Origin of the sequence: Cellulomonas sp., assembly GCF_965229465.1 — a bacterium.
GTDB lineage: Bacteria > Actinomycetota > Actinomycetes > Actinomycetales > Cellulomonadaceae > Cellulomonas.
This window is the reverse complement of the sequence record NZ_OZ245882.1, coordinates 4,438,896-4,465,264: the sequence shown is the minus strand read 5'-3', so window position 1 is coordinate 4,465,264 and position 26,369 is coordinate 4,438,896. Positions and strand designations below refer to the sequence as shown.

Sequence of the window (26,369 nt, the reverse complement as noted above, 5' to 3'; positions counted from 1 at the left end):
GGCCGACGCACCCCGGACACTGACGCTGCGCAGTGCGGTTCATCAGGCAGGATGTACCGCATGGACAGGCAGCAGGAGTTCGTGCTCCGCACGGTCGAGGAGCGGGACATCCGCTTCATCCGTCTCTGGTTCACCGACGTGCTCGGGATCCTGAAGTCGGTGGCGGTAGCCCCCGCCGAGCTCGAGGCCGCCTTCTCGGAGGGGATCGGCTTCGACGGCAGCGCCATCGAGGGCCTGACCCGGGTGTACGAGGCGGACATGATCGCCAAGCCCGACCCCTCGACGTTCCAGATCCTGCCCTGGCGGGGGGAGCGGCACGGGACCGCCCGGATGTTCTGCGACCTCCTGACGCCCGACGGCGAGCCGTCGCTGGCGGACTCCCGCACCGTGCTCAAGCGCGCGCTGTCCAAGGCGGCCGACCAGGGGTTCACCTTCTACACGCACCCCGAGGTCGAGTTCTACCTGTTCGACGCGCCCGCGGACCCGGCCCTGCCGCTGGTCCCGGTGGACCAGGGTGGGTACTTCGACCACGTGCCGCGCGGCACCGCGCACGACTTCCGCCGCGCCGCGATCACGATGCTCGAGTCGATGGGCATCTCGGTGGAGTTCTCCCACCACGAGGCCGGACCGGGCCAGAACGAGATCGACCTGCGCTACGCCGACGCCCTGACCACCGCGGACAACATCATGACGTTCCGCACCGTGGTCAAGGAGGTGGCGCTCGAGCAGGGCGTCTTCGCCAGCTTCATGCCCAAGCCGCTGGCCGACCAGCCCGGCTCCGGCATGCACACCCACCTCTCCCTGTTCCAGGGCGACCGCAACGCGTTCCACGAGGCCGGCGGCCACCTGGAGCTGTCCAAGACGGCGCGCTCGTTCATCGCGGGCCTGCTGCGGCACGCCGCGGAGATCACCGCGGTGACCAACCAGTTCGTGAACTCGTACAAGCGGCTGTGGGGCGGCGCCGAGGCGCCGAGCTACATCTGCTGGGGTCACAACAACCGGTCCGCGCTGGTGCGGGTGCCCATGTACAAGCCCGGCAAGGGCAACTCGAGCCGCATCGAGTACCGCGCGGTCGACTCCGCCACCAACCCGTACCTCGCGTACGCGCTGCTGCTGACGGCAGGCCTCAAGGGTGTCGAGGAGGGCTACGAGCTGCCCGAGGGTGCCGAGGACGACGTCTGGGAGCTCACCGACGCCGAGCGCCGTGCGCTGGGCATCGAGCCGCTGCCGACGTCGCTCGACGCGGCGATCTCGATCATGGAGAAGTCCGAGCTCGTCGCCGAGACGTTGGGCGAGCACGTCTTCGACTACTTCCTGCGCAACAAGCGCCAGGAGTGGGAGGAGTACCGCTCGCAGGTGACGCCGTACGAGCTGCGGCGGTTCCTGCCGGTCCTGTGAGCTCGCCCGACGGACGCGGGTCCACCCTCGCCGGCAGGCTGACGCGCGCGGGGGTGTCGGATGCCGCGCGCGCAGAGCGGCTCCTGGCGGACGCAGCTCTGCGACGCGTGCTCGACGCGCCCGCCGACGTGCTCATCGCGCCACTCGCGGACGTCGCGGACCCGGACCAGGCTCTGCTGACGGTAGCCAAGCTGGCCGGGGCGGTGGTCGGTCGCCCCGATCTGATCGGCGTCCTGCGCACCGTCCTCGAGGAGGACGGTCCGGCCCGCGCACGGCTGCTCGCGGTCGTCGGTGCGTCGGTCGCGCTCGGCGACTTCCTCGTGGCCCACCCGGAGAACCTGCGCGTCCTCGTCGACGAGTCGTCGGGGACGGGGGTGCCCGTCGACTCGGTCCGGGCCGAGCTCCTGGCGGCTGTGAGGGCCGATGCCGCCGCCGACGTTCCCGTGGCCGGGCTCGCCGGTGCGGCGGGCACCGACGCGATGCGGCTGGCCTACCGCACGCGGCTGCTGCGGATCGCGGCGACCGACCTCACCAGCCCGGACCCCCTGAGCCGGCTGCCGGGCGTGGCCGCCGCGCTGGCCGACCTGGCCGGTGCCGCCCTCGAGGCGGCGCTCGCGCTGGCGCGAGCGGATCTGGACGACCAGGGGCTCGGTGTCCGCCTCGCGGTCATCGGCATGGGCAAGGGCGGGGGCCGCGAGCTCAACTACGTGAGCGACGTCGACGTCATCTACGTCGCCGAGCCGGTGGACGGGGTCGACGAGGCCGAGGCGCTCGCGGCGGGCTCCCGGTTGGCCGCGGGGCTCGCGCGTGCGTGCTCGACGCCGTCGGCCGAGCCCGCGCTCTGGCCGGTCGACGCCGCGCTGCGCCCCGAGGGCAAGGACGGGCCGCTGGTCCGCACGATCGCCAGCCACAAGGCGTACTACGAGCGCTGGGCCAAGACGTGGGAGTTCCAGGCGCTGCTCAAGGCGCGGCCGCTGGCCGGCGACCAGGCGCTCGGGGACGAGTACGTCGAGATGACGCAGCCGTTCGTCTGGGGGGCGGTGACGCGCGAGCACTTCGTCGAGGACTCGCAGGCGATGCGGCGGCGGGTGGAGAGCCACGTGCCCGCCGCGGAGGCCGACCGCCAGCTCAAGCTCGGGGTCGGCGGCCTGCGCGACGTCGAGTTCACCGTGCAGCTCCTCCAGCTGGTGCACGGGCGCGCGGACGAGTCGATCCGCAGCCCCAGCACCCTGACCGCGCTCGCCGCACTCGCCGCGGGCGGGTACGTCGGCCGCTCGCACGCCGCGCAGCTGGCCGTCTGCTACCGCCTGCTCCGTGTCCTGGAGCACCGGATCCAGCTCTACCGGCTGCGCCGCACGCACCTCATGCCCACCTCGGAGCCGGACCTGCGGCGGCTGGCGCGTTCGGTGGGGATGCGCGCGGAGGGTGCCGCCGGGCTGACCGAGCGGTGGCGCTCGACGCGGCGCGAGGTCCGCGGGCTGCACGAGGAGCTCTTCTACCGACCGCTGCTGCCCGCGACCGCCCAGCTGTCCACCGCGGAGGCGAGCCTGGCGCCGGAGGCGGCCAAGGCACGGCTGGCCGCCATCGGCTACACCGACCCCGCCGGCGCCATGCGGCACATCGCCGCGCTCACCGAGGGCGTCTCCCGCCGCGCGTCGATCCAGCGGCAGCTGCTCCCCGTCATGCTCGGCTGGTTCGCGGACGGCGCGGACCCCGACGGCGGTCTGCTGGCGTTCCGGCGTCTGTCCGACGAGCTGGGCGCCACCCACTGGTACCTCAAGCTGCTCCGGGACTCGGGCACTGCTGCCCGCCGGCTCGCGACCGTGCTGTCCACGTCCCGCTACGTGGCCGACGCACTCACCAAGAGCCCCGAGTCGGTCACCTGGCTCGCCGACGACGCCGACCTGGTCCCGCGCACGTTCGCGCGGCTCACCGCCGAGGCCGACGCGATCCTCACGCGCTCCGACGAGGCGGTGTCCGCGGTGACGGCCCTGCGCGGGCTGCGCCGGCGCGAGCTGGCCCGCACCGCCGCCGCGGACGTGCTGGGCGTGGTGACCGGGCAGCGGGCGTCGCAGAGCCTCAGCGTCGCCGCCGACGTCGTGCTCGTGGGGGCCCTGCGGGTCGCCGAGACCGTGGTCCGCGCCGAGCGCGGCCTCGACGCGAGCCCGACCCGGCTGCTCGTGGTGGCCATGGGCCGGTGGGGCGGCGGGGAGATGGGCTACTCGTCGGACGCCGACGTGCTGTTCGTGCACGACCCTGCCGAAGGCGCCGATCCGGTCCAGGCGCAGGAGTTCGCGCTGCAGGTGGCCTCGAGGCTCCGCACCCTGCTGGGGGCGGTCGGGCCCGAGCCGACCCTCGAGGTCGACGCCGACCTGCGCCCGGAGGGCCGCAACGGCCCCCTGGTCCGGTCGTTCGACGCGTACGCGGAGTACTACGGCCGCTGGTCCGCCACCTGGGAGAGCCAGGCGCTGCTCCGTGCGCGCCCGGTCGCCGGCGATGCGGGCCTCGGGGAGCGTTTCGTGCGGCTGATCGACCCGATGCGCTACCCGGCCGGCGGCCTGGACCCCGCTGCCGAGCGAGAGGTCCGCCGCATCAAGGCACGCGTCGAGGCCGAGCGCCTCCCGCGCGGCGTGGAGCCGGCCCGGCACCTGAAGCTCGGGCGCGGCGGGATCTCGGACGTCGAGTGGACCGCGCAGCTGCTCCAGCTCCAGCACGCGCACGAGGTGCCGGCGCTGCGCACGACGGCCACGCTCGCGGCGCTCGAGGCCGCGTCCGCCGCGGGCCTGCTCGACGCCGAGGACGGGCGCGTGCTCGCCGAGGCGTGGCTCCTGGCCTCCCGGCTGCGGGACGCCAACGTGCTCTGGAACGGCCGGGGCGGAGCGCACGCGGACGTGCTGCCGCACGACAGGCAGGCGCTCGCGGGGCTGGCCCGGGTGGTCGGCTACCCGGCGGGTTCCGGCGGCGAGCTCGAGCAGGACTACCTGCGCACGGCCCGGCGGGCACGCGCGGTCGTGGAGCGCGTCTTCTACGGCTGATCGGCCGGTCCGTCCACCGGCTTCTCCCGCTCCGTGTCGGGCACGTCGACCCAGCCGCGCTCCCGGCGGACCGCCTGTTCGTCCTCCTTGAGGAGCTCGTCGTCCACCAGGTCGTGGCGCCGCAGGTAGGTGAACGAGACGGCCTGGATCGTCGCGACGACCGGGAGCGCCAGGAACGCCCCGATCGGCCCGAACACGGCGCCGAAGCCGATGACCCCGAGGAAGGACACGGCGGGGTTGATCTCGAGCGAGTGGGCCGAGACCTTGGGGGAGAAGAGCAGGTTCTCGACCTGCTGGTACCCGACGATGAACGCCAGCGTGAGCAGACCCTTGACGGGGTCGACGGCGAGCGCGACCGCGATCGGGAGCGCGCCACCGATGTAGGTGCCGATCGTGGGCACGAACTGCGAGACGATCCCGGTGAAGGCGGCGAGGGGTAGCGCGTACGGGATGTCGAGGATGCTCAGGAAGATGAAGGTGAACGCCGTCGAGAGCGCCGCGAGCACGATGCGCGAGTTGATGAAGTCGGCGACCTTCTCCTGCGAGACCTCCCAGATGCGCAGGATCTCGCGCTGCCTGGCGGGGGCCAGCAGCTGGCAGATCGCTGCGCGGAACCGCGGGCCCGCGCTGGCCATGTAGTAGACGACCAGGAGCACGGACGTGAACGTGAACAGTCCGCCGATGATGGAGGAGCCGATGCCGAGCAGCCCGGGTGCGAGCTCCTGCCAGTGGCTCCCGAGGTTGATGAGGAGCTCGTCCACCTCCGGGAGGTCGAAGCCGAACGACTGGTCGACCCAGATGGCCAGCCGGGCGTAGTACTCGGGCAGCGACTGGACGAGCTCGACGACCTGGGTGATGAACAGGCCGCCGAACAGGGCGATCACCACACCGGTCGCGACCAGTGCGCCGACCATGACCAAGCCGGTGGCGCGCGTCCGCCGGACGCCGTGCGCGACGAGCCAGCGGATCAGGGGTTCCATCGCGAGCGACAGGAACCACGAGATGACGACGATGAAGATGACGTTGCCGAGCAGGCCGAGCGCCCTCCAGGCGGCCACGCCGATGAACACCGCGACCGCGGTCATGACGAGTGCGCGGGGCAACCAGAGCGGCGGCTTGCGGGGATCCGAGGGGGCCAGGACCACGGGTCCGGCGGCGGGTCGGTTCGGCATCGAGGGTTCCCGGAGGGCAGGCGAGCGGGCTCGCAGGCGGCGTTGCTCTCGCGTCGCACCGTAGCGGTTCGGCGGCGTGGCACGGCGCTCCCGCGCCCGCGGCCCGTTTCCCGACGTCCGAGGCTCTCGCGCGCTGACCAGCGCACCTGCCATGCTCGACGGGTCGTCGCATGTCGGACATGTCGGGGAGGGCATCGTGGCCGAGGACAAGACGTCACGGCGGACGCCGCGAGCACGGAGCGCCGTCAAGCCACCGGCCGGACCACCCGCGCCCGATACACCCGACACGCCCGACACCGAGTCGCCGTACGTCACGCCGGCCGCGGAGACGCCCGACGCCGACACGACGCCGGTCGACACCGGCCCCGCCGACGCGGTGGTGGAGCCCGCCGGTTCACCTCAGGACACCCTCGAGATCCCGACCGCCATCGACGTCGTCGTACCGGCGTCGTCGCCCACGGAGGATCAGGCGGTCCTGCTCGCGCGGCTCCAGCTGCTGGAGACGGAGAACGCGCGTCTGCGTGCCCAGACGGGCGATGCGGCGGCCCCGCGCCCGCGCCGCAAGGTCGGTCGATCGACGGCCGCGGTGGTCCTCATCCTCGTGGGCGCGCTGCTGGCTCCGGTGGCGGTGGTGGGCAGCTGGGCGCGCGGCCTGATGGTGGACACCGATCGCTACGTCGACACCGTGGCTCCGATCGCGGAGGATCCGCTGGTCCAGTCGGCGGTGTCGAACCGGATCACGCTGGCGGTCGTGGAGGCGCTGAACGTCGAGCAGCTGACCACCCAGGCCACCGACGCGGTGGCAGGGCTGGACCTTCCGCCGCTGATCAGCCAGGCGGTCGGCTCGTTGCAGGCCCCGCTCCAGGACGCGATCACCGGGTTCATCGGCAAGAACGTCACCAAGATCGTCAGCTCCGACGCCTTCGAGAACACCTGGGAGCAGGCGAACCGTGTGGCGCACGAGCAGATCGTCGCCACCCTACGCGGGGACCCGGACGCGCTCGCACAGATCAGCGACAGCGGAGCCCTGACCCTGGACATCACGCCGATCATCGAGCAGGTCAAGACCTCGCTCGTGGAGGCCGGCTTCACGCTGGCGAGCCGGATCCCGACGATCACCGTGACGTTCCCGATCGCGTCGAGCGCGGACCTGGTCCGTCTCCAGAACGCGTACAGGCTGATCGACATCGTCGGCGGGATCCTGCCCTACCTCGCGCTCGGGCTGCTCGCGGCCGGGGTACTTGCGGCGCAGCACCGGTCCCGCGCGCTGGTCGTCGCGGGGCTCGCACTGGCGGGCTCGATGCTGCTGCTCGGGTTCGCCCTGCTGATCGGCAGATCGTTGTACGCGAACTCGTTGCCACCGACCGTGCAACGCGTCGACACAGCAGTCTCGATCTACGACCAGTTCGTCTCGCTGCTGCGCGTCGGGCTGCGCGTCGGCCTCGTGCTCGGGCTGCTGCTGGCGATCATCGCGTTCGTCGCCGGCGGGACCACGGCCGCGCGCCAGCTGCGCGCCTCCTCGTCCCAGGCCGCCGCCTGGCTGCGGGACGCGGGGGACCGCCGAGGCGTCAGCACCGGACCGGTCGGCGTGTGGCTCGATCAGCAGCGCACCCTCGTGCGCGTCGTGGTGATCGCGCTCGCCGCCCTCGCGCTCGTCCTGGCGGACCGGCTCACGCCCGCGTACGTGATCACCGTGTTCGTGGTCGCGCTCGTGGTGCTCGGCCTCGCGACCCTGGCTGCGCGGCCACGCCTCGAGGAGGCCGAGCCGGACGCGCTGCTGGTCTGAGGCTCAGCGGTTGCAGCTCTCGTCGGTGGGTGCGCCCGCGAGGACGGTCGTGGCGCGTTCGCGGCCGAGGTTCCAGTCCGCGAGGCCGACCGTCGGCGGCACGGCGGCCGAGGCGAGCAGGCACGCGCGCAGGTCCAGGTCGTCGACCTGTGCGTACGCCGGGACGGCGTCGGCGGAGAGCCCCGCGAGGTAGCCGACGTCGAGCGTGCCGGTGAGCTCCGCCGTCGTGTTGTGCCGGACGATCTGCGCGTCGGGGTTCACCAGGGCGAGCCCGAGCATCGCGACGGCGACCACCTGCAGGACGGCTCGGGGCAGCCACCGGCCGCGCCACCGGACCCCGGCGACCAGGACGAGCACGAAGACGGCGGCGAGGGCGATCTCGACCACGGTCACGAACACCCGCAGCCGCGTGAGCCCGAACGCCTCCACGTACAGGTCCATCCGGCGCAGCGCGGAGGCGACGACCCCCAGCGTGCCGAGGCACAGGACGCCGAGCGCGATCCGGGACAGCAACCGGTCGCGCGGAGTCTCGCGGGGTGCCCGGCGCGCGGCGACGGCGACGACGACGAGCGTCAGGGCGGTGACGACCACGAGCTGGGCGAACCCCTCTCGGGCGTACTGCGCGTAGGACAGGCCGGCGGTCTCCAGCACGTGCCGGTGCCCCCCGAGCAGCGCGCCGACCTGCACCATGACGAACAGCAGCACCATCGCGTCGAGCGCGAGCACCGGCACGAGCCACTCGCCGCGCTTCGCGGGCGCTCGGGGCGCGAGGCGCGCGTCGGACCAGCTCGGTGGTGCCAGGGCGAGGTGCGCCAGTGCGGCGGCGACGAGGGCCACGAGGATGCCGACGACCACCTGACCCGGCAGCAGGTCCGCCTCGATGCGGGGCATGAGGCTGGCGAAGACGCGGTCGGCGCTCGCGAACAGCAGACCGAACACGAGCAGCAGCCCGACGGTGATCGCCCCGCTGCGCAGCGCGACCGTCAGCTGACCCCGGCGGGCGCCCGCCAGGGTCTCGAAGCCCTTGGCCACCCACGGCAGCGCTCGGACGGAGCCCGCGGCCCAGGTCAGCGGGGCGAGGACCGCGGCCGGCGCTGAGCGGGCCGACGTGACCGCGACGACGCCCGCCCAGGCCGCGACCAGCCCGCAGAGCGCAACCACCCAGCCCGCGTCGCGCAGGGCCACGACCGCGACCAGCGCGACGGACAGCACCGCGGTGGCGACGTCGTTCACGCTGCGGCGCCGGACCAGGGCCGGCACGGCCGCGTCCCAGACGAGCAGACCCACCAGCGCGGCACCGAGGCCAGGCCGGTGGCCGACCAGCAGCACGGCGCCGGCGACGCCGACCACGCCGCACAGCACGAGCGTGCGCGTCTCGACCGGTCGTCGTCGCTCCGCCCAGAACGGCACCAGGACCTGCGCGACCCGACCGGGCACGCGCGGGACCGGAACAGCGCGGCCCGCCACCCAGGAGGGCGGCGGGCCGGGCAGTGCGGGCGGGGGCGTCGGCGCTCCGGTGTCGGTCATGAGCGCCACGCTAGACATCGGCGTCTGCGCACGTCACAGACTTGCGCGGGGGTCCCGTGCACGTTGTGTGCAGTGGACCGAGGTCCCTGCACAACTGGCGCACAGCTCGGACTCAGCGGCGCACGGTGACCACCCGTTCGCTCGTCGACGTGCTGCCGGCCGCATTGCTGAGCACGGCGACGAACGCGTACGAACCGGGGGACAGCCCCGTGACCGCGGTCCGGACCGTCTGCCGCTGCGGCGACGCGGCGGTGAGCTCCTGCTCGTCGACCAGGAGCCCGTCGCGGTAGAGCGCGTAGTGCGTCGCGTTGGTGCCCCACCACAGGGTGCTGGTGATGGTGAACGACCCGTCGCCGTCCCGGTTGTCGTCGGTCAGGACCGGGCGACCCGGAGCAGCGTCGGTGACGACGACCGTGCGCGGGCGCGACGTGCTCGTCCCGTAGGGGTTGAGCAGCTCGACGACGTAGGTGTAGCTCCCGTCCACCTTGCCGGTCACCGGGAAGGCGATCGTCTGCCGGTGCGGGGTGGTCCCGGTGAGCCACTGGGCGCCGGTGAGCACCCCGTTCTCGTACAGCCGGGCGACCGTGGCGTTCTGGCCCCACCACAGGGTGGCCGTCACGGTGTACGAGCCGTCGTGCAGGCCGGTGTCCCACCCGTTGTCGTCGGACAGCACGGCGACGCCGGGCTCGGCGGTGGCCACCGGGGTACCGGAGACGAGCACCCCGGCGCCGGCCCCGGCACGGACGATCGTGGGCACGTCCTGCACCGGGTCCAGCGTGTAGTCGTACACGTCGGCCGGGTTCCACCGCGCCGTGGGTGCCAGGGGCACGGGCGCCGTCGCGTTGAACGCCGCGACGAGGTCGGTGACCTGCCCGTTCACGGTGGAGCCGGTCTCGAGCAGCTGCGTGCCGCCCCACCGCGTGATGATCCGCGCGGGGTCCACACCCGGCGCCAGCTCGAACGCGTTGTTCTCCGCGACGATGCTCGACTCGATCCCCGCGCCCCAGTAGTACTGGAACAGTCCCTCGGTGGTCTGCGTGTAGAGGTTGTCGTAGAGGTGAACGTCGCCGAACCGCACGCGGGGCGCGCGCTGACCGATGTCGATCCAGTGGTTGTGGTGCAGCGTGACGCGGTGCTGGCCGCGGTCCTGGAGCCGGGAGTCCGACGAGCCGATGAGCTCGGTCTTGTCGTGCTCGTCCAGCTGGTTCCACGAGACGGTCACCAGGTCCGAGCCGTGCGTGATGTCGAGCAGCCCGTCGTGCACCTCGAACGGCCGGCCGAAGACGGTCGGGAGCGCACTGTGCGGGTGCTCGCCGTCGTCGAAGGTGTTGTGGTCGACCCAGACGCTCGTGGACGTCCACACCGACACGTTGTCGTATGCGGAGTTCCAGTTGCCCACCGCCGTGTCGGTCGGGTCCCAGACCGGGAAGCAGTCGTAGGCGTCGGAGACGGTGAGGTTCCGCAGGATGACGTTGTGGGCGTCGCGGATCCGCAGGCTCGCACCGACGATCGTCGCGTCGTCGCCGACACCGACCAGCGTCACGTTCGACCCGACGTGCTGGAGCGTCTGCGCGGCCTGGATCGCCGCCGCCGCGATGCGCGCGTCCTCGAGCGGCCCGCTCGGCTTCACGCGGCCCCACGGGCCGGTCGGGTCGAAGTGCGCGATGTAGTCGGCCATCCGGAACGGCTCTCCGGTGTCCGACACGGTGACCTGCGCGGCGAACGCGTCGCACGCGGCGGGGTCGGACGCGGTGATGGTCCCGGTCACGTAGACGATGCGGGGGACGACGTTGCGGCGGGCGTCGGTCTGGCTGCCGCCGGGCTTGCCGGCGAGGGCGTCGCGCAGCTCCTGCCAGGTGTCGACGACGTAGACCTCCGACGGGGAGGCGTCGGCCCCGCCCGTGGTGCCGGTGGCCACGGTCGGCTTGCCGTCGGGCACGGTCGGTCCCTCGTAGGACGCCCAGCCGTCGCCGGGCGCGAGCACCTCGCGGCCGAGGTCGACGGCGGGCGGCGGGGGAGAGGCGTGAGCGGTCGTCGGCGGCAGCAGGAGTGCTCCCGCGGCGAGGGTGACGACGAGGGTACGACGAGCTCGCATGAGACGTCCTTGTCTCCGACAGGTGGGTGAGAAACCGGTTTCCCCACGGTGTCACAGAATGCCCGGTAAGCGCAATCCCTCTGGGTCGTCTGTCAGGCTGCCGCCATGGACTCCTGGCACAGGCGCGGCTCGACCACTGTCTACGAGAACCCCTGGATCCGCGTCCGGGAGGACGCCGTGGACCGGCCGGACGGCACGCCCGGGATCTACGGGGTGGTCGAGGTGCGCCATCCCGCGGTGTTCGTCGTCCCCCTGACCGCCGACGACGAGGTGGTCCTCGTCGAGATGGAGCGCTACACCACCGGCCCCTCGCTGGAGATCCCCGCCGGCGGCTCCGACGGTGAGGACCTGGTGGCCGCCGCGCGCCGCGAGCTGCGCGAGGAGACCGGTCTGGAGGCGGACACCTGGGAGCGCATCGGCTCGATGTTCGCGCTCAACGGCATCAGCCACGCACCGGAGCACGTGTTCCTCGCCCGTGGCCTGCGTGAGGCGGACGAACCGGCCGAGCAAGCGGTCGAAGGTATCTCTGCCGTGCGCCGCGTCCCGTGGGCCGGGGTCCTCGAGCTGGTCGCCGACGGGACGATCACGGACGGCGAGACCGTCGCGGCGCTGATGTACGCCGCGATCGCCCTGGGCCGGGTGCGCTGAGCGGCGCGGTCAGCCCAGCAGGCCGAGCGCGCGACCGACGACCGCGGCGATCGCCAGACCCGCGAGGGTCCAACCGAGGATGCTGCCCGCGAGGTAGACCGCGTACCGCGCGTGCTCGCTCGTCGAGGTGCCCCACAGGGGTGCCGGTGCCCACCGGATGGTGCGGCCCAGCTGCCGGACGCGCTGGTCGATCGTGGCGGAGGGGTGGACGGCGGGGCGGATGGCGGCCATGGGGCGCTCCTTGTGGGTGCACGCGGACGAGGACCGGGGTGACCGGCACCTCCATCGTCCTCCGAGCGGCCGTTCACCGGAGGGGCCCTTGGTCCCCTGCGCACCCGGGGGGCGCCCGGCAGACCCGGACGCCCCCCGAGGCCGGCCTCAGTGGCAGTACAGCCGCTGGAGCGACTGACCCAGGTCGCCGTACCGGCGGGTGATCCAGCCCAGGTTCACCGAGTACGCGCAGGCCGGGTCCCCGGACACGTCGATCGGGATCCCGCCCGTGCTCGTGCTGTTGTGCGGCCCCGACGCGCCACCCCGGAACGTGTAGTTGCCGGTGGTGAACGCCCCCGACGGCGTCTGCGGCGGGAAGTGCACGCTTCCGCCGTTGTTGTTGATCGTGACGGAGAAGTTCAGCAGGTGCGGGTGGTCCACCGTGTACAGCAGGTGGATCGTGGTCGCGCCGGACAGCGGGTTGCAGCCGTTCAGACGGAGCTCCTCGAGGTCCAGCGTGGCGATGACCGCCGAGTTGTCGAAGATGATCGAGTCCAGCTGGTCGGTGTGGGTGACGGTGTCCGTGACGGCGTCGCGCACCTCGAAGCCCACCCGGTACCGGCGCACCGGCTCCTGCTCGTTCGGCGGCAGCGTCTCGCCCGCCTGGGCCTTCGGGAGCCCGCCGGGCTTCTTCGCCGGGTGCACCGCCGTGATCGCCACGGTGTTGAGCTCCAGCAGCTCGAACGTGCGCAGGAAGTTCGACCCGCTCACGTTCACCACTGCGGTCGACCCGAGCGGGTTGTACATCTGCACGGTCACCGGCAGCCCGTCGAGCGTGACGAAGCCGTCCGCGTCGAGGTCGGCTGCGGCGACGACGACGGCCGCGGACTGGGCGGCGCCGTTGCCGTCGGTGTAGAAGACATAGCCGACGTGCGTGCTCGTGGCCTGCGTCGTCACGGGGGTCAGGCTGCCGGGGGCGACGGTCGGCGGGTTCGCCGGGTCCTCCGTCCCGCCGGTCCAGGTGTACTCGCCGACCAGGAACCGGTACTTCAGCGCGTGGCCGGTGCCGAGGTCGGTGAGCGGGCAGTTGCCGCGCAGCGTGACCGTGCCGCCGAACACGTACGCACCGCCGGCCGGGTCCGCGTACCCGAGCGTGTCGAACGTCGAGCCGGGCTGGCCGTTGCCGGGGTGGATGTCGAACACCTCGACCTGCTGCCAGTGCGGCACCGTGTCGGGATCGCCGACGACCCTGTCGGTGCACAGGTCCAGGCAGAAGCAGTGCCCCACGTTCTGCCGTCCCGGCTTGCGGCCGTCGGACTGCGTCTCGGTGATGATCGGCTGCCCGCCCAGCTCCACCTTGACGTAGACGTCCGGTCCCTCCGTCAGCTCGACGTTGATGAACGGGGAGAACGGCGTGCGACGGAAGTCGGAGGCCAGGTACGTGAGGACGTAGTGGCCGGTGCCGTCGGTGGTCGCGGTGCCGAGCGGGTCGTCCTGCAACCAGTCGGCGTCGAACGCCGACACGACGGCGCCCGGGATCGGCAACTTGTTGTCGCACGTGGTGATCCGACCGCTGATGGTCCAGATGCCGAAGAGCGCGAGGATGTGGCACCAGAACCGGTTCGGGATCGCGTACTCCCAGACAGCAAGGAAGTCGTTCTCCGTCTGCCGCCAGCGCGGCTGGAGCGTCGTCACGGCGAACTGCCGCGGCTTCGCGGTGGGCTCGCGCTTGGGCCTCGGCGGCTTCTCGACGGACAGGTCCAGGTCCAGCGGCCCGCCGTCGTACTCCTTGTCGTCGATCGTCAGGACGTACCTGCCCGACTCCTCGACGACCGCTACCGCGACCGGCGCTCCCGGGCGCTCGCCCTCGGCCACCTCGTGGAAGGTCTCCTTGTCGGCTGCGACCGCCTGCTCCGTGGCCCTGTCACCCGTCGACCGGTACGCGCGCAGCTCGAGGCCGGCGAGCGGCTCCCGGACGTCGTGACACAGCGTCCCCCACAAGGACCCGCGAATCTCGTATGCCATCGTGCCCACCCCCTGCTCAGTGGCGGGCACGTCGATGTGTCCGCCTGCTGATCAGGAGCCGTCATCCGCGGGCGGAGATACGGGACGGCGACCCGCTCAGCGCACGCGCGCCCGACGGGCACCCGAGCGGCTGCCGACGGGAGTCGTCCGCCACACGAGCGGGCCGAGGGCCGCCACGGTGACGGCCGCGCCGACCAGGGCGATGTTGCCGTCGATCGTGGCGTCGCTGTGGAGAAGGTTCGTGGTCGCGTCGGCGCGTTCCATGACTCGGGCAGGATCGAGGGGGTCGTACAGGACGGTGATCTCGCCGTGGTACCGGCTGCCCACAGGTGGGGGCGACCAGGCGTCGTACTCCAGGCCGGCCGTCTCGGGGTCGCTGCCGCGCAGCAGGAGCTCGCGGGGGCCGTCGGGGAGCTCGACGATCGCGCGCACTGCCGGCTCGGGTGGGCAGTACCGCCCGCCGCACGGGTTGTGGATCCGGGCGTCGTGCGCCGTGGCGGCCACGCCGCTGGCCGCGAGCGTCACGGCAAGGCGGTGGTCCGCGGCGTCGGTGAACCACAGGATCGCGCCGGTGACCGCCGCGAGTCCGGCGAGCCCGGCGACGGCGAGCAGGGGAACGGTCGGGTCGAAGCCCCCGGGGCGGCATCGTGGACGGCGACGCCGCGTCCCCGACGAGAGCGCATACCGGCCGCCAGGACGCTCGAGGTCGTGGGTGGGCGTGCTGTCCATGCGGCGAAGGTACCGCCGCGCCGGCCCGACCTCGGCCCCGACGCGTTCTGCCGACGTGCCGGGGCCGACGCTGCGGGTCAGCGAGCGGTCTTGGCTGCGGCCTCCAGGATGAGGTCGGCGACGACACCCGGCTGCGAGACCGTGACGGCGTGCGACGCGTCGACCTCGACGAGGTGGGCGTCCGCCCGCTCCGACATGAACCGCACCAGCTCGGCGGGCACGGCCAGGTCCTGCGCCGCGAGCAGCACCCACGACTCGATCGTCTTCCACGCCGCGCGCGTGGCCGGCGCCACGAAGGCCGCGAGGGCGAGCGGCCGCTGGGTGACCGCCATCAGCTGCGCCACCGCCGGGTCCACGTCGCCGGCGAACAGCGCCGGGAACTGCGCCTGGTCGATGTAGAGCTCGGGGGCGGTCCCTCCGTCGGGGGTGGAGTAGGGAACCGGCTGCGCCGCTCCGCCCAGCTGGGCGCCCGGGAACTTCTCGACGAGGTCGACCAGGCTCTCGCCCGGCTCGGCGAGGAAGCTCGCAACGTAGACCAGCGCGGTGACGTTCGGGTTGCCGTCGGCCGCGTGGCTCATGACGGCCCCGCCGTACGAGTGGCCCGCGATGACGATCGGGCCGTCGATGCTGTCGAGGACGCTCCGGAGGTACTCGCCGTCGCTCTCGAGCCCGCGCAGCGGGTTCGCGGCCGCGATCACGCGGTGCCCGGCCGCTGTCAGGGCGGGGATCGAGCCGTTCCAGCTCGACGAGTCGGCGTAGGCGCCGTGGACCAGGACGATCGTCTGCTTCGCGGGGAGGGTGGTCATGGCGGTGTCCCTTTCATGCGGGTCGGGGTGGGCGGGTCGTTTGGTGCAACGGCCCTGGTATGCAATATATTGCTCGTTCGCGGAGCGTCAAGAGTTCCTCGGAAGGCACGGCACTGCTGGCCGCTTCGCTGGGGCGTTTCGGCCCGATCGCGCACAGACCGTGCCCGTCCGCCCCTTGAAGCCCCCACCCGGAGAGCAGAACCCTGACAGGGGCGGCGGAATTGAGGGCACGCCTGGGCGCGTCGTCCCCGCGGCCGCCGGTGGTGGGTCGTTGACCGGACGAGCGAGGTGGGCACGTGGACGTGCACGAGGTGAACGAGTGGATCCTGCGCTCGGTTCGGGATCTGCCGTCCGAGGCGCTGTTGTCGAAGGACTCGTCGGTCGACCTGGCGACCCTGATCGCTCAGGGCGCTGCCACGATGGTTCAGGAGGGCAGGACGGCGCCGGACGACCTTGCGCAGGCGGAACAGAACGCGGCGCTCCTGCTCGCGTCCATGAACGACGTGCGCATCGCGTCGGGCTACGAGTTCTTCAGCGAGACGACCGTGGCGGAAGCGCGCTCTCGGCTGTGTCCCGGGCTCTGGCCGTTCTGCTGAGAGGGCATCGACATGGAGTCCCGGATCGAGAAGGCGTTCGACTTCGCTCAGGAGGTCGCGAAGCAGCTCATTGCGCTCGCGACCGGAATCATCGCCCTCACCATCACCTTCCTCACCGACGTCGCTGAGGGGGGTGCGGGCGAGCTGACCGCACTGCGCGTGGCGTGGGTGCTCTTCCTCGTCTCTGTGGTGCTCGGGGCAGTCACCCTCATGGCGTTGAGCGGGAACCTCGAGAGGCCGCACGGGGGCGTTGCGACGCCCTCGATCTACAGCCGCAACATCACGCTGCCGGCCAGCCTGCAGGTCCTCACGTTCCTCGCCGCGCTCGTGTGCACGATCTGGTTCGGCTTCAGCGCGCTGACGTAGCGGCCCCGCGAACGGAGCTCGACGTGCGACACCCCCGCCGCCACGAGGGCGACGAGGGTGTCGTCACTGCAGGTCACCACCTCACGGGAGCAGCCGCGAGGTGGGACGATCACACGTCGTAGTACAGCTCGAACTCGTGCGGGTGCGGACGCAGGCGGATCGGGTCCACCTCGGCGTTGCGCTTGTAGTCGATCCACGTCGAGATCAGGTCGGGCGTGAAGACGTTGCCCGCCGTGAGGAAGTCGTGGTCGGCCTCGAGGCGGTCCAGGACCTCGCCGAGCGAGCCCGGGACCTGCTGGATCTGCGCGTGCTCCTCGGGGGGCAGCTCGTACAGGTCCTTGTCGATCGGGTCCGGCGGCTCGATCCGGTTCTGGATGCCGTCGATGCCGGCCATGAGCATGGCCGCGAACGCGAGGTACGGGTTGGACGACGGGTCCGGCACGCGGAACTCGATGCGCTTGGCCTTCGGGTTCGAACCGGTGACCGGGATGCGGATGCACGCGGAGCGGTTGCGAGCCGAGTAGACCAGGTTGACCGGGGCCTCGAAGCCGGGGACCAGGCGGTGGTAGGAGTTCACCGTCGGGTTGGTGAAGGCAAGCAGCGAGGGGGCGTGCTTGAGCAGGCCGCCGATGTACCAGCGCGCCATGTCGGACAGGCCGCCGTAGCCCTTCTCGTCGAAGAACAGCGGCTCGCCGTCCTTCCAGAGCGACTGGTGGACGTGCATGCCCGAGCCGTTGTCTCCGAAGAGCGGCTTCGGCATGAAGGTCGCCGTCTTGCCGTTCTCGTGCGCCACGTTCTTCACGACGTACTTGAAGAGCATGACCTTGTCGCCGGAGATGGCCAGCTTGTCGAACCGGTAGTTGATCTCCTGCTGGCCGGCGGTGCCGACCTCGTGGTGGGCGCGCTCGACACCGAGGCCGAGGGCGTCCAGCTGGAGGCTGATCTGGTCCCGGATGTCCGAGAAGCCGTCGACCGGCGGGACGGGGAAGTAGCCACCCTTGTAGGGGATCTTGTGGCCGAGGTTGCCCCCGGCCTCCTCGCGGCCGGTGTTCCACGCGGCCTCGAAGGAGTCGATCGAGTAGAACGACTCGTTCTGCTTCGTGTGGAAGCGGACGTCGTCGAAGATGTAGAACTCGGCCTCGGGGGCGAAGAACGCCGTGTCCGCGATGCCGGTCGACTTCAGGTACGCCTCGGCCTTCGCGGCGACCTGACGCGGGTCGCGGCTGTAGGGCTCGTCGGTGTACGGGTCCACGATGTGGAAGTTGATGTTCAGCGTCTTCTCGACCCGGAAGGGGTCGATGTACGCCGTGCTGATGTCCGGGATCAGCTTCATGTCCGACTCGTGGATCGCCTGGAAGCCGCGGATCGAGGACCCGTCGAACATCTGGCCGTCCGTGAAGAAGTCCAGCTCCAGGGAGTAGGCGGGGACGTTGAAGTGCTGCATCGTGCCGGGCAGGTCACAGAACCGGACGTCGACGAACTTCACGTCCTCGCTCTTGATGAACGCCAGGACTTCCTCTGGCTTGCTGAACATCCGCTGCTCCTCGGTCGGTGGTACCCGTGGGGTCGGGCAAGGTGAGGCTACGAGCGCGTGATTTCTCCGTCGTGTACCACGTGTTTCGACGGCGTTACGAGCCCGCCCCTCGTGTAACGAATGTTGACCCTAGTCCCCTGGGGGTGGGGGCGGGGCACGGTCTCACTCCATCTGGCGTCACGGTACGAGAGCGGCGTGCCGACGGTGTTTCCGCCGCGTTGCCGTCTCGCTCCGTCCGGTCGCCTACCCTGCTCGGGTGGCGAATCGTCGGGACATCAGCTCGTGGCTCGGTGGCGGGTTCGACGAGTCCGACCGGTCCGGCGCCGCAGAGACGACGGGCCGGGGTACCCGGCTCGGCCTGCCGGCGTCCGGCTCCGGCTCGCTCGCCCCGCTCGGGCGCCGGGTGGGCGCGCTGGCCATCGACTGGGTGGCGTGCCTGCTGATCTCCGGTGCGTTCTTCGCCAGCGATCCCGACGTGTTCCTGCTGAGCCGGGGCAACCCGATGGCGACCCTCGGGATCTTCGCGCTCGAGAACGTGCTGCTGGTCGGCTCGATCGGCCACACGCTCGGTCACCGGCTGGTGGGCCTGCGGGTGCGGCGGGTGTTCCCGGGGCAGACGCGGGACGAGGCGGCGTGGGCGACGATGGCGCCGGGCCTGCTCAGCGCCCTCGTGCGCACGGCGCTCCTGTGCCTGGTGGTCCCGGCCGTGGTGTGGGACGCCGACGGGCGCGGCCTGCACGACCGCGTGGCCGGCACCGCCATCGTCCGGCGCTGACCACCTGGAGGTGCCGTCAGCGGCCGCGCATGCCCTTGCGGTCGGGGCGCGCACGCATCGGGTCGACGCCCTTCGGCACCGGCAGACGGACGCCGCCGAGCGCGGTGAGGCGCTTGCTCACCTCGGCGACCTCCTGCTTGCTCAGCTTCGGGCGGAGTTTCTGCACGGCGCGCGGCAGCTTGCGCAGGGCCACCTGGCCCTCGCCGTCACCGACCTGGATGAGCGTGATCGGTGCACCGGAGATGACGCGCGCGGTGCGCTTGCGCTCCGCCTCGAGCAGCTTGGCGATCCGCGGGGCCGGACCCTCGCCGACGAGCACGACGCCCGGCCGGCCGACGCCGCGGAACACGAGGTCCTGCGTGCGCGGGTCGACCGCGACGGGCTCCTGCGTGAACGTCCACCCGCGGCGGATGGTCCCCAGGGCCGCGTAGGCGGCACCCGGCTGGCCCTCGATCTGCGTGTAGGCGGCCGTCTCCGCGCGGCGGGCGAGGATGAACATCGCGCCGAGCAGGGCGAACGGGATGCTCAGCAGCAGGACGTACAGCCACGCGTCGACCAGCAGGCCGATGACCAGCCCGAGCGCGATGATGCCGAAGAACACCGCCAGCAGGATCCAGGTGATCGCCGGGTCGTTCTTCCGGGTCATCTGGTACGCCTGCCACACCTGGTGGTACCAGCGGGTCTTCTTCACCTTGGGCGTCGGTGCAGCGTCGGGAGTGTTGTCGCGGGCCATGAAACCGGAGTCTACCGACGGATCGGCACCGCCCCGACGGGTGTCAGCGGGCCAGCAGGCTGGCCGCCTCCTGGCGGGACGTCGTCGGCTCGGACAGGTGCGCCAGAGCCTCCGGGATCGGGCGGCCGTAGCGGCGCATGGCCTGGCCCCACAGACGTCCGGCGCGGTACGACGAGCGCACCAGCGGGCCGGACATGACTCCGAGGAAGCCGAGACGCTCGGCCTCGGCCGACAGCTCGACGAACTCCTCGGGACGCACCCACCGCGACACGGGGTGGTGGCGCACCGACGGGCGCAGGTACTGCGTGATCGTGATGAGGTCGCAGCCGGCCTCGCGCAGCTCGGCCAGGGCCTCGACGACCTCCTCTGTGGTCTCGCCCATGCCGAGGATCAGGTTCGACTTGGTGACCAGGCCGGCGTCGCGTGCGCGGGTGATCACGGAGAGCGACCGGTCGTAGCGGAACCCGGGACGGATCGTCTTGAAGATGCGGGGGACCGTCTCCAGGTTGTGCGCCAGCACCTCGGGCCGCGACGAGAAGACCTCGTCCAGCAGCTCGGGCGTCGCGTTGAAGTCGGGGATCAGCAGCTCGACGCCGGTACCCGGGTTCACCGCGTGGATCTGGCGGACGGTCTCGGCGTAGAGCCACGCGCCGCCGTCCGGCAGGTCGTCGCGGGCCACGCCGGTCACGGTCGAGTACTTCAGGCCCATCGCCTGCACGGACGCAGCCACCCGGCGCGGCTCGTCGGCGTCGAACGCCGCGGGCTTGCCGGTGTCGATCTGGCAGAAGTCGCAGCGGCGGGTGCACTGGTCGCCGCCGATGAGGAACGTCGCCTCGCGGTCTTCCCAGCACTCGAAGATGTTGGGGCAGCCGGCCTCCTCGCACACCGTGTTCAGGCCCTCGCGCTTCACCAGGCCCTTGAGCTCGGTGTACTCGGGGCCCATCGTCGCGCGGGTGCGGATCCACTCCGGCTTGCGTTCGATGGGGGTCTCGGCGTTGCGCGCCTCGATGCGGAGCATGCGTCGGCCATCGGCTGCGATCGTCACGCCGGTCAGACTAACCCGCGGTGCGGACGTCGGCTGCGGGGGAGTCGCGCGTCACACCGTGGCGGTGGCCGGCCTCGCCTCGAGGATCGGCGTCAGCACGTCGACGAGGTGGGCGCGGACCAGGGGGAGGGCCTCGGCGATGGTCACCCGCCGACCGGTCTCGAGGGACAGGGAGGTGACGTCGGCGTCGTCGATCCCGCACGGCACGATGCGGTCGAAGGCGGTGAGGTCGGGCTCGCAGTTGAGTGCGAAGCCGTGCATCGTCACGCCGCGGGACACCCGCACGCCGATCGCCGCGACCTTGCGCTCCCGGCGGGTCCTTTTGGCGGCGAACCAGACTCCGCTGCGACCGTCGACCCGGATCGCGTCCAGGCTCAGGTCGGCGCACGTGCGGATGAGGACCTCCTCCAGCGCACGGACGTAGCGGACCACGTCGATGGGCGTCGCCAGCTTGACGATGGGGTAGCCGACCAGCTGTCCCGGGCCGTGCCACGTGATCCGTCCGCCGCGGTCCACGTCCACCACGGGCGTGCCGTCGACCGGACGGTCCCACGTCGCCGTGCGCCGGCCGGCCGTGTACACGTCCTCGTGCTCGCACAGGAGGACTGTGTCCTCGCGCGTCCCGTCCGCGACCGCCGCAAGCACCTCGCGCTGGAGCTGCCACGTCGGCTCGTAGGGGAGCAGGCGCGTGCCGAGATCGAGCTCGTCGAACCGCATGCCGACAGGCTAACCCGACGACTCGTCCGACCCCGGGCCGGCGACCACGGCGAGCAGGCGGCGCAGCTGTTCGGCCTGCTGCGCAGTGAGCCCGCGGGTGACCAGCGTCTCGGCGAGCGCCCGGTCCGACGCGACCCCGAACGTGGACCGGCCGGCATCCGTGATCGTGATGACGTGCCGGCGCCGGTCGTCGTCGTGCGGGCTGCGCGTGACGTAGCCGGTGCGTTCCATGCGGGCCAGGACACGACTCATCGTCTGCTCGGTGACCCCGCTGGCGGTGGCCAGCTCGCGCTGCGACATCGGCGACCGCAGCAGGTGGGCCAGCACCGCCAGGCTCGCGTGGTTGAGGTCCCACGTGGACAGGTGGGCGTTCCAGTCGCGCTCGACGCGCCGGGCGGCCGCCGACAGGAGGCGGCCGACGGGCCAGTGCGCGGGGTCGGGCGAGGCCGGGTCGATGACGTCCGCCGACCTGCTCTCCTGGTCCACCGTGCGGCCTCCGTTTGCTCATCCGGTCTACACCACCGATGATACTCAGCATGCTGAGTAATCGCCGGTCCACCCTCGTCCGCGCCGTTCTCGTCGGCGTCTCCCTCGTGGTCTGGCTCGGGATCGGGTCGGTCGGCGGGATGGCGCAGGGCAAGCTGTCGCAGGTCCAGACGAACGACGCCACCGCGTTCCTGCCGTCGTCGGCCGAGTCCACCAGGGCCGCCGAGGAGAGCAGGGGCTTCGTCGACACCGAGACACTACCTGCGCTGGTCGTGCTCCGACCGGAGGACGGGAGCGAGGTCACCCCCGACCAGCTCGCCGCCGTGCAGGAGTGGGCGCAGGGGATCCCCGACCTGCCGCTGCCCGAGGGGAACGACGGCACCTGGTCGCAGTACCTGGTGGGCGAACCGGTCGTCGTGCCGGCCGAGGACGGGGAGGCGCTGCTGGTCGCGATCTCGCTGGACGGCGCGAAGGCGGAGCAGCTGCTGGCCGACGAGGAGCGGGTGGCCGGATCGTTCGTCGTGGCGCTGCGCGAGTCGCTCGACGAGGAGCTCGCCGCGACCGCCACGACCGCGGGCGAGCCCGGTCTCCAGGCCTGGGTGACCGGTCCGGCCGGGTTCGTCGCCGACCTGGTCACCGCGTTCGGAGGCATCGACGGCGTCCTGCTGCTGGTCGCCCTGGGTGCGGTGCTGCTGATCCTCGCCGTCGTCTACCGCTCGCCGTTCCTCCCGTTCGTCGTGATCTTCACCGCCGTGTTCGCGCTCTGCCTCGCCGGGCTGGTGGTCTACACCCTTGCCAAGAACGGCACGCTGGTCCTCAACGGCCAGTCCCAGGGCATCCTGTCGATCCTCGTGGTCGGCGCCTCGGTCGACTACGCGCTGCTGCTGGTCGCGCGCTATCGAGAAGAGCTCCACCACGTCGAGCACCCGGCCGAGGCGATGCGTCGCGCTCTGCGGGCCTGCGTCGAGCCCATCGCGGCCAGTGCCGGCACGGTCATCGCCGGCGTGCTCTGCCTCCTGCTGTCGGACCTGGGCTCCAACCGGAGCCTCGGACCGGTCGCGGCGATCGGAATCGCGTCCGCGCTGCTCGGCGCCCTCACGCTCCTGCCGGCGCTGCTGCTCGTCTTCGGCAAGCGCTCCCGGGTCCTGTTCTGGCCGCGCGCCCCGCGTGCCGACGCGATCACCACGGACCCCGCCGCCGTCCAGGACCCCTCCGCCGGCCCCGGGGTCTGGGCACGGCTCGCGCGCTTCGTGGGTCGCAGGGCGCGCCCGGTCTGGATCCTGACGGCGCTCGCCCTGTGCGTCGGTGCCGCGTTCCTGCCCACCCTCAACGCGTCCGGGACCAGCCAGGTCGACATCTTCCTCACGGACGTCGACGCGGTCTCGGGCGAGGCCGTGCTGGCGGACCACTTCCCCGCCGGAGCGGTGCAGCCGGCTGTCGTGATCGTCGACGAGGCGGACGTGGACGCGGCCACCGCCGCGGCGGAGGGCGTCGACGGCGTCGAGGCGGTGGCGCCCTACACGGGTGCCCCGTCCGGCGCTCCGACGGAGGAGGCGCCGCTGGTCGTCGTCGACGGTCGGGTGCGCCTGGACGTCACCACGACCGCGTCGGCGGACACGCAGGCGGCGGTGGCGACGGTCGAGCAGGTGCGGACCGTCGTGCACGAGGTCAGCCCGAGCGCCCTGGTGGGTGGGGCCGCCGCCGAGACGCTCGACACGCAGCTGGCCAGCGAGCGGGACCTGCGCGTCATCGTGCCGGTCGTGCTGCTCGTGATCGGGGTCATCCTCATGTTCCTGCTGCGCTCCGTCGTCGCGGCGGCGCTGCTGCTCGTGGCGAACGTGCTGTCGTTCGCCGCGGCGCTCGGGGTCTCCGCGATCGTCTTCAACCACGTGTTCGGCTTCGCCGGTGCCGACCCCGTGGTCCCGCTGTTCGCGTTCGTGTTCCTCGTGGCGCTCGGCGTCGACTACTCGATCTTCCTCATGACCCGGGTGCGCGAGGAGTCGGTCAAGGTGGGCACCCGCGCCGGCGTGGTCCGCGGCCTCGCGGTGACCGGTGGCGTGATCACGTCCGCGGGCGTCGTGCTGGCCACCACGTTCGCGGCCCTGGGCGTGATCCCGCTGCTGTTCCTCGCGCAGATCGCGTTCATCGTCGCGTTCGGGGTGCTGCTCGACACGCTCGTCGTCCGCAGCCTGCTCGTCCCGGCGCTCGTGCACGATCTGGGGCGCGGGACGTGGTGGCCCAGTGCGCTGTCGCGGACGCCGGAGCGGGGCGGCACCGACCTAGAGTGAGCCGCATGGAGGCGCTGCGGGTCGGGCTGGTCGGGTACGGGGGAGCGGGCCGGGGGATCCACGCGCGGCTGCTGCGCGAGGCGGGGCAGCACGTGACCTGCGTGGTCACGCGCAGCCGGGCGGACCAGGTGGAGCACGACTGGCCGGGCGCGACCGTGGCGCCCGACGTCGAGGCGCTGCTCGCGCGGGCGGACGAGCTGGACCTCGTGGTGATCGCGAGCCCGACCGGCGAGCACGTGGCTCACGTGCGGGCCGCGCTCGACTCGGGGGTGCACGTGCTCGTCGACAAGCCGCTGGCGACGTCCGCCGCCGACGCCGAGCTTCTGGCCGGGCTCGCCGACGGACGCCTCACCGTGTTCCAGAACCGCCGCTGGGACAGCGAGCAGCTCACCCTGCTCGGTCTGCTCGAGCGCGGGGAGCTGGGGACCGTGCACCGCTTCGAGCGGCGCTGGGAGAGGTTCCGGCCGGTACCACAGGACCGCTGGAAGGAGAACGACCCCGAGTCCGGCGGGCTCCTGCTCGACCTCGGCGCGCACCTGGTCGACTCCGCGATCCAGCTGTTCGGGCCCGTGGCGCAGGTCTACGCCGAGCTGCACGCCCGCACGACGCCCGCGGTCGACGACGTGTTCCTCGCGCTCGTGCACGGCCGGGACGGCGTCGTCAGCCACCTCCAGGCCGGGGCGGTGGTCGGCGCGCCCGGGCCGCGCACGCGCGTGCTGGGCGACCTCGGCGCGTACCTGGTGACCAGCTTCGAGGGGGAGGCGACGCCGTTCGGCGCGCTCGACGACGCCTACGAGGAGACTCGCCGCCCCGGGGAGCCGGTGCACGAGGGCTGGTTGGTGCGCGGATCCGACCGACAGCCGGTCCCGCGCGCGACCGGTGGCCACGTCGACTTCTACCGCGCGGTCGTGCGGTGGGTGGCCGGCGGTGGCCCGACGCCCGTCGACCCCGCCGACGCGGCGCGCACGGCACGCGTGCTCGACGCGGCCCTGGTGTCCGCCACTGAGAACCGGGTGGTCCCGCTGGTCTGACGCCTGTGGATGACGGCCGACGCGCGGGCGCCGACCGGTCTTGGATGGCGCGCATGGACAGCGTGCTCGTGCCGAGCGATGTGGAGAGCGCCCTGGCGGTAGCCGGCTTCCGGGCGGTCGAGGTCATCGGGGCGGGATGGCTCGCCGCCGCGCTCGACGGCTCGGACCGGGGGCTGGAGCTCCACGTGGTCCCCGGGGTCGTCGACGACCGGACGGCGGAGCGCGCGGTGCGGCTGCGGGAGGTCCGGTACGAGCACCTCCCGCGGGTGCTGGAGGTGCTCGACCTGTCCCCGGGCCGCCTGGGGCTGGTGGTCGAGCACCTGCCCGGGCTCTCGCTGGCGCAGATCCGCGCCGCGCGTGCGCCGCTGACCGACGGCGAGGCCGCGACGATCACGATCCCGTTGGCGGGTGCGATCGAGGCCCTGCGCACCGCCGGTCTGGCGCACGGTTCGGTCAGCGAGTCGACGGTCGTCGTGCGGCCCGACGGGCGTCCGGTGCTCACCGACCTGCGGGGTGCCCTCGGCGGCGCCGACGACCCCGAGGCGGACCTGCGCCGGCTCGTCACCACCGTCCTGGCTCAGATGCCCGGGGCCGACGTGCACCTGGTCGCCGGTGTGGCGGGTGAGCTGACGCTCCGGGACGCGTTCACGGAGCTGCTGACCGTGCCGGGGCTCCGTGCGGACCAGGTGGTGGACGCGTGCTTCCGTGCCACGGAGCCGACGCCGGTCCGGCTGCCCGACGCCGGACAGCTCGCGTCGTCGGAGCTGTCGACCGGGGCGCGCGAGAGCGCCCCTGCCCGGCGGCAGGTCGTCAGCCGACGCGACGACCGGGCGCGACGCAGGCGGCAGGCCGTGCGGCTGGCGACGGCCGCCGTGGCCGCCGTGCTCGTCGTGGGCGGCGGTGTCGTCGGCTGGCGGGTGCTCGGATCCGATACCCCTCCGGCGACCGTTGCGTCCCACGAGACCGACGATCCGGTGGAGGCCGCCATCGAGCTCAGCCGGCTGCGCGTGGAGGTGCTCGGGGCGGGGGACCCGGCGGCGCTGGGTGCCGTCGAGGTGGTGGACGGTCCCGCGTACCGCGCCGACTCGCTGCTGCTGCCGGACCTCGACGGCGTACGGCTGGACGGGCTCACCGTGGACGTGCTGGACGCGCGGCTGGTCACCGACGAGGGCACCCTGGGGACGACGGACGTGGCCGTGACCTCCGCGACGTCCGCGTACGACCGGGTGCCGGCCGACGGCGGCGCCGCCACGCCGGTCGCCGCGTCGACGGCCCGGACCGTCGTCCTGGGGCTGCGGTGGACCCCGGACGGATGGCGCGTCTGGGACGTCCGGCAGCCGTGAGCGGTGTTCACTGGGACGACGACG

The 26,369-nt window shown here is 72.4% G+C and carries 21 protein-coding genes and 1 pseudogene; 10 read left to right on the top strand and 12 right to left on the bottom strand.

What is annotated here, in order from left to right:
* Window positions 1-60 precede the first annotated feature (60 nt).
* Entirely contained in the window at window positions 61-1,398 is a 1,338-nt protein-coding gene (glnA, locus tag ACO06A_RS21050; RefSeq protein WP_421734123.1) for a type I glutamate--ammonia ligase, read from the top strand.
* Window positions 1,395-4,433: a bifunctional [glutamine synthetase] adenylyltransferase/[glutamine synthetase]-adenylyl-L-tyrosine phosphorylase gene (locus ACO06A_RS21045; protein ID WP_421734122.1), complete on the top strand. Its 3,039-nt coding sequence runs from the start codon at window positions 1,395-1,397 to the stop codon at window positions 4,431-4,433. The genes glnA (ACO06A_RS21050) and ACO06A_RS21045 overlap by 4 nt, the downstream gene beginning before the upstream one ends.
* Here the strand turns inward: ACO06A_RS21045 and ACO06A_RS21040 are convergent.
* Window positions 4,424-5,605 (bottom strand): AI-2E family transporter, encoded by a 1,182-nt coding sequence (locus ACO06A_RS21040; protein ID WP_421734121.1) that lies wholly within the window; start codon window positions 5,603-5,605, stop codon window positions 4,424-4,426. The two genes, ACO06A_RS21045 and ACO06A_RS21040, sit on opposite strands and share 10 nt — an antisense overlap.
* Before the next feature lie 196 nt (window positions 5,606-5,801).
* On the opposite strand from ACO06A_RS21040, the gene ACO06A_RS21035 reads away from it, so the two are divergent.
* Window positions 5,802-7,391, top strand: coding sequence for a hypothetical protein (locus ACO06A_RS21035; protein ID WP_421734120.1), 1,590 nt, complete (start codon window positions 5,802-5,804; stop codon window positions 7,389-7,391).
* Between the two features lie 3 nt (window positions 7,392-7,394).
* On the opposite strand, the gene ACO06A_RS21030 is transcribed toward ACO06A_RS21035, so the two are convergent.
* Both ACO06A_RS21030 and ACO06A_RS21025 read right to left on the bottom strand, forming a co-directional pair.
* Entirely contained in the window at window positions 7,395-8,918 is a 1,524-nt protein-coding gene (locus ACO06A_RS21030; protein ID WP_421734119.1) for a DUF4173 domain-containing protein, read from the bottom strand.
* Window positions 8,919-9,888: 970 nt separating this feature from the next.
* Window positions 9,889-10,596: pseudogene (locus tag ACO06A_RS21025) on the bottom strand (pectate lyase family protein); the annotation flags it as partial.
* 522 nt (window positions 10,597-11,118) lie between these two features.
* Here ACO06A_RS21025 and ACO06A_RS21020 point away from each other — a divergent pair.
* The gene (locus ACO06A_RS21020) at window positions 11,119-11,661 is read left to right on the top strand and encodes an NUDIX domain-containing protein (protein WP_421734118.1); all 543 of its coding nucleotides are present in this window, start codon (window positions 11,119-11,121) and stop codon (window positions 11,659-11,661) included.
* Between the two features lie 9 nt (window positions 11,662-11,670).
* Here the strand turns inward: ACO06A_RS21020 and ACO06A_RS21015 are convergent, their stop codons facing one another.
* From ACO06A_RS21015 to ACO06A_RS21000, 4 genes are all read right to left on the bottom strand, one after another.
* The gene (locus tag ACO06A_RS21015; protein WP_421734117.1) at window positions 11,671-11,892 is read right to left on the bottom strand and encodes a chemotaxis protein CheW; all 222 of its coding nucleotides are present in this window, start codon (window positions 11,890-11,892) and stop codon (window positions 11,671-11,673) included.
* A gap of 147 nt (window positions 11,893-12,039) precedes the next feature.
* Window positions 12,040-13,896 (bottom strand): carboxypeptidase-like regulatory domain-containing protein, encoded by a 1,857-nt coding sequence (locus ACO06A_RS21010; protein ID WP_421734116.1) that lies wholly within the window; start codon window positions 13,894-13,896, stop codon window positions 12,040-12,042.
* A gap of 96 nt (window positions 13,897-13,992) precedes the next feature.
* Window positions 13,993-14,625, bottom strand: a complete 633-nt coding sequence (locus tag ACO06A_RS21005) for a hypothetical protein (protein ID WP_421734115.1) — start codon at window positions 14,623-14,625, stop codon at window positions 13,993-13,995.
* 77 nt (window positions 14,626-14,702) lie between these two features.
* Complete coding sequence (locus tag ACO06A_RS21000) at window positions 14,703-15,431, bottom strand: alpha/beta fold hydrolase (RefSeq protein WP_421734114.1); 729 nt, start codon at window positions 15,429-15,431, stop codon at window positions 14,703-14,705.
* Between the two features lie 296 nt (window positions 15,432-15,727).
* Here ACO06A_RS21000 and ACO06A_RS20995 point away from each other — a divergent pair, with 296 nt between their 5' ends.
* Entirely contained in the window at window positions 15,728-16,027 is a 300-nt protein-coding gene (locus ACO06A_RS20995; protein WP_421734113.1) for a hypothetical protein, read from the top strand.
* A 12-nt stretch (window positions 16,028-16,039) separates the two neighbouring features.
* A complete protein-coding gene (locus tag ACO06A_RS20990) occupies window positions 16,040-16,393 on the top strand; it encodes a hypothetical protein (protein WP_421734112.1) in 354 nt (117 codons plus the stop codon).
* 109 nt (window positions 16,394-16,502) lie between these two features.
* Here ACO06A_RS20990 and glnA (ACO06A_RS20985) read toward each other — a convergent pair whose 3' ends face one another.
* The gene (glnA, locus tag ACO06A_RS20985) at window positions 16,503-17,927 is read right to left on the bottom strand and encodes a type I glutamate--ammonia ligase (RefSeq protein ID WP_175346039.1); all 1,425 of its coding nucleotides are present in this window, start codon (window positions 17,925-17,927) and stop codon (window positions 16,503-16,505) included.
* Between the two features lie 256 nt (window positions 17,928-18,183).
* On the opposite strand from glnA (ACO06A_RS20985), the gene ACO06A_RS20980 reads away from it, so the two are divergent.
* Entirely contained in the window at window positions 18,184-18,702 is a 519-nt protein-coding gene (locus tag ACO06A_RS20980; protein ID WP_421734111.1) for an RDD family protein, read from the top strand.
* Window positions 18,703-18,718: 16 nt separating this feature from the next.
* Here ACO06A_RS20980 and ACO06A_RS20975 read toward each other — a convergent pair whose 3' ends face one another.
* The 4 genes from ACO06A_RS20975 to ACO06A_RS20960 are packed head-to-tail and all read right to left on the bottom strand — an operon-like array spanning window position 18,719 to window position 21,683.
* A complete protein-coding gene (locus ACO06A_RS20975) occupies window positions 18,719-19,435 on the bottom strand; it encodes a DUF4191 domain-containing protein (RefSeq protein ID WP_175346037.1) in 717 nt (238 codons plus the stop codon).
* Between the two features lie 43 nt (window positions 19,436-19,478).
* Window positions 19,479-20,480 carry a lipoyl synthase gene (gene lipA, locus ACO06A_RS20970; protein WP_421734110.1) on the bottom strand — a complete coding sequence of 334 codons (1,002 nt, stop codon included), beginning with the start codon at window positions 20,478-20,480 and terminating at the stop codon, window positions 19,479-19,481.
* A 51-nt stretch (window positions 20,481-20,531) separates the two neighbouring features.
* Complete coding sequence (gene lipB / locus ACO06A_RS20965) at window positions 20,532-21,197, bottom strand: lipoyl(octanoyl) transferase LipB (RefSeq protein ID WP_421734109.1); 666 nt, start codon at window positions 21,195-21,197, stop codon at window positions 20,532-20,534.
* Between the two features lie 9 nt (window positions 21,198-21,206).
* The gene (locus ACO06A_RS20960; RefSeq protein ID WP_421734108.1) at window positions 21,207-21,683 is read right to left on the bottom strand and encodes a MarR family winged helix-turn-helix transcriptional regulator; all 477 of its coding nucleotides are present in this window, start codon (window positions 21,681-21,683) and stop codon (window positions 21,207-21,209) included.
* Window positions 21,684-21,733: 50 nt separating this feature from the next.
* On the opposite strand from ACO06A_RS20960, the gene ACO06A_RS20955 reads away from it, so the two are divergent.
* The 3 genes from ACO06A_RS20955 to ACO06A_RS20945 are packed head-to-tail and all read left to right on the top strand — an operon-like array spanning window position 21,734 to window position 26,345.
* Window positions 21,734-23,971 carry an MMPL family transporter gene (locus tag ACO06A_RS20955; RefSeq protein WP_421734107.1) on the top strand — a complete coding sequence of 746 codons (2,238 nt, stop codon included), beginning with the start codon at window positions 21,734-21,736 and terminating at the stop codon, window positions 23,969-23,971.
* A gap of 5 nt (window positions 23,972-23,976) precedes the next feature.
* Window positions 23,977-25,002 (top strand): Gfo/Idh/MocA family protein, encoded by a 1,026-nt coding sequence (locus ACO06A_RS20950; protein ID WP_421734106.1) that lies wholly within the window; start codon window positions 23,977-23,979, stop codon window positions 25,000-25,002.
* Between the two features lie 53 nt (window positions 25,003-25,055).
* Window positions 25,056-26,345 carry a hypothetical protein gene (locus ACO06A_RS20945; RefSeq protein WP_421734105.1) on the top strand — a complete coding sequence of 430 codons (1,290 nt, stop codon included), beginning with the start codon at window positions 25,056-25,058 and terminating at the stop codon, window positions 26,343-26,345.
* Window positions 26,346-26,369: the final 24 nt, after the last annotated feature.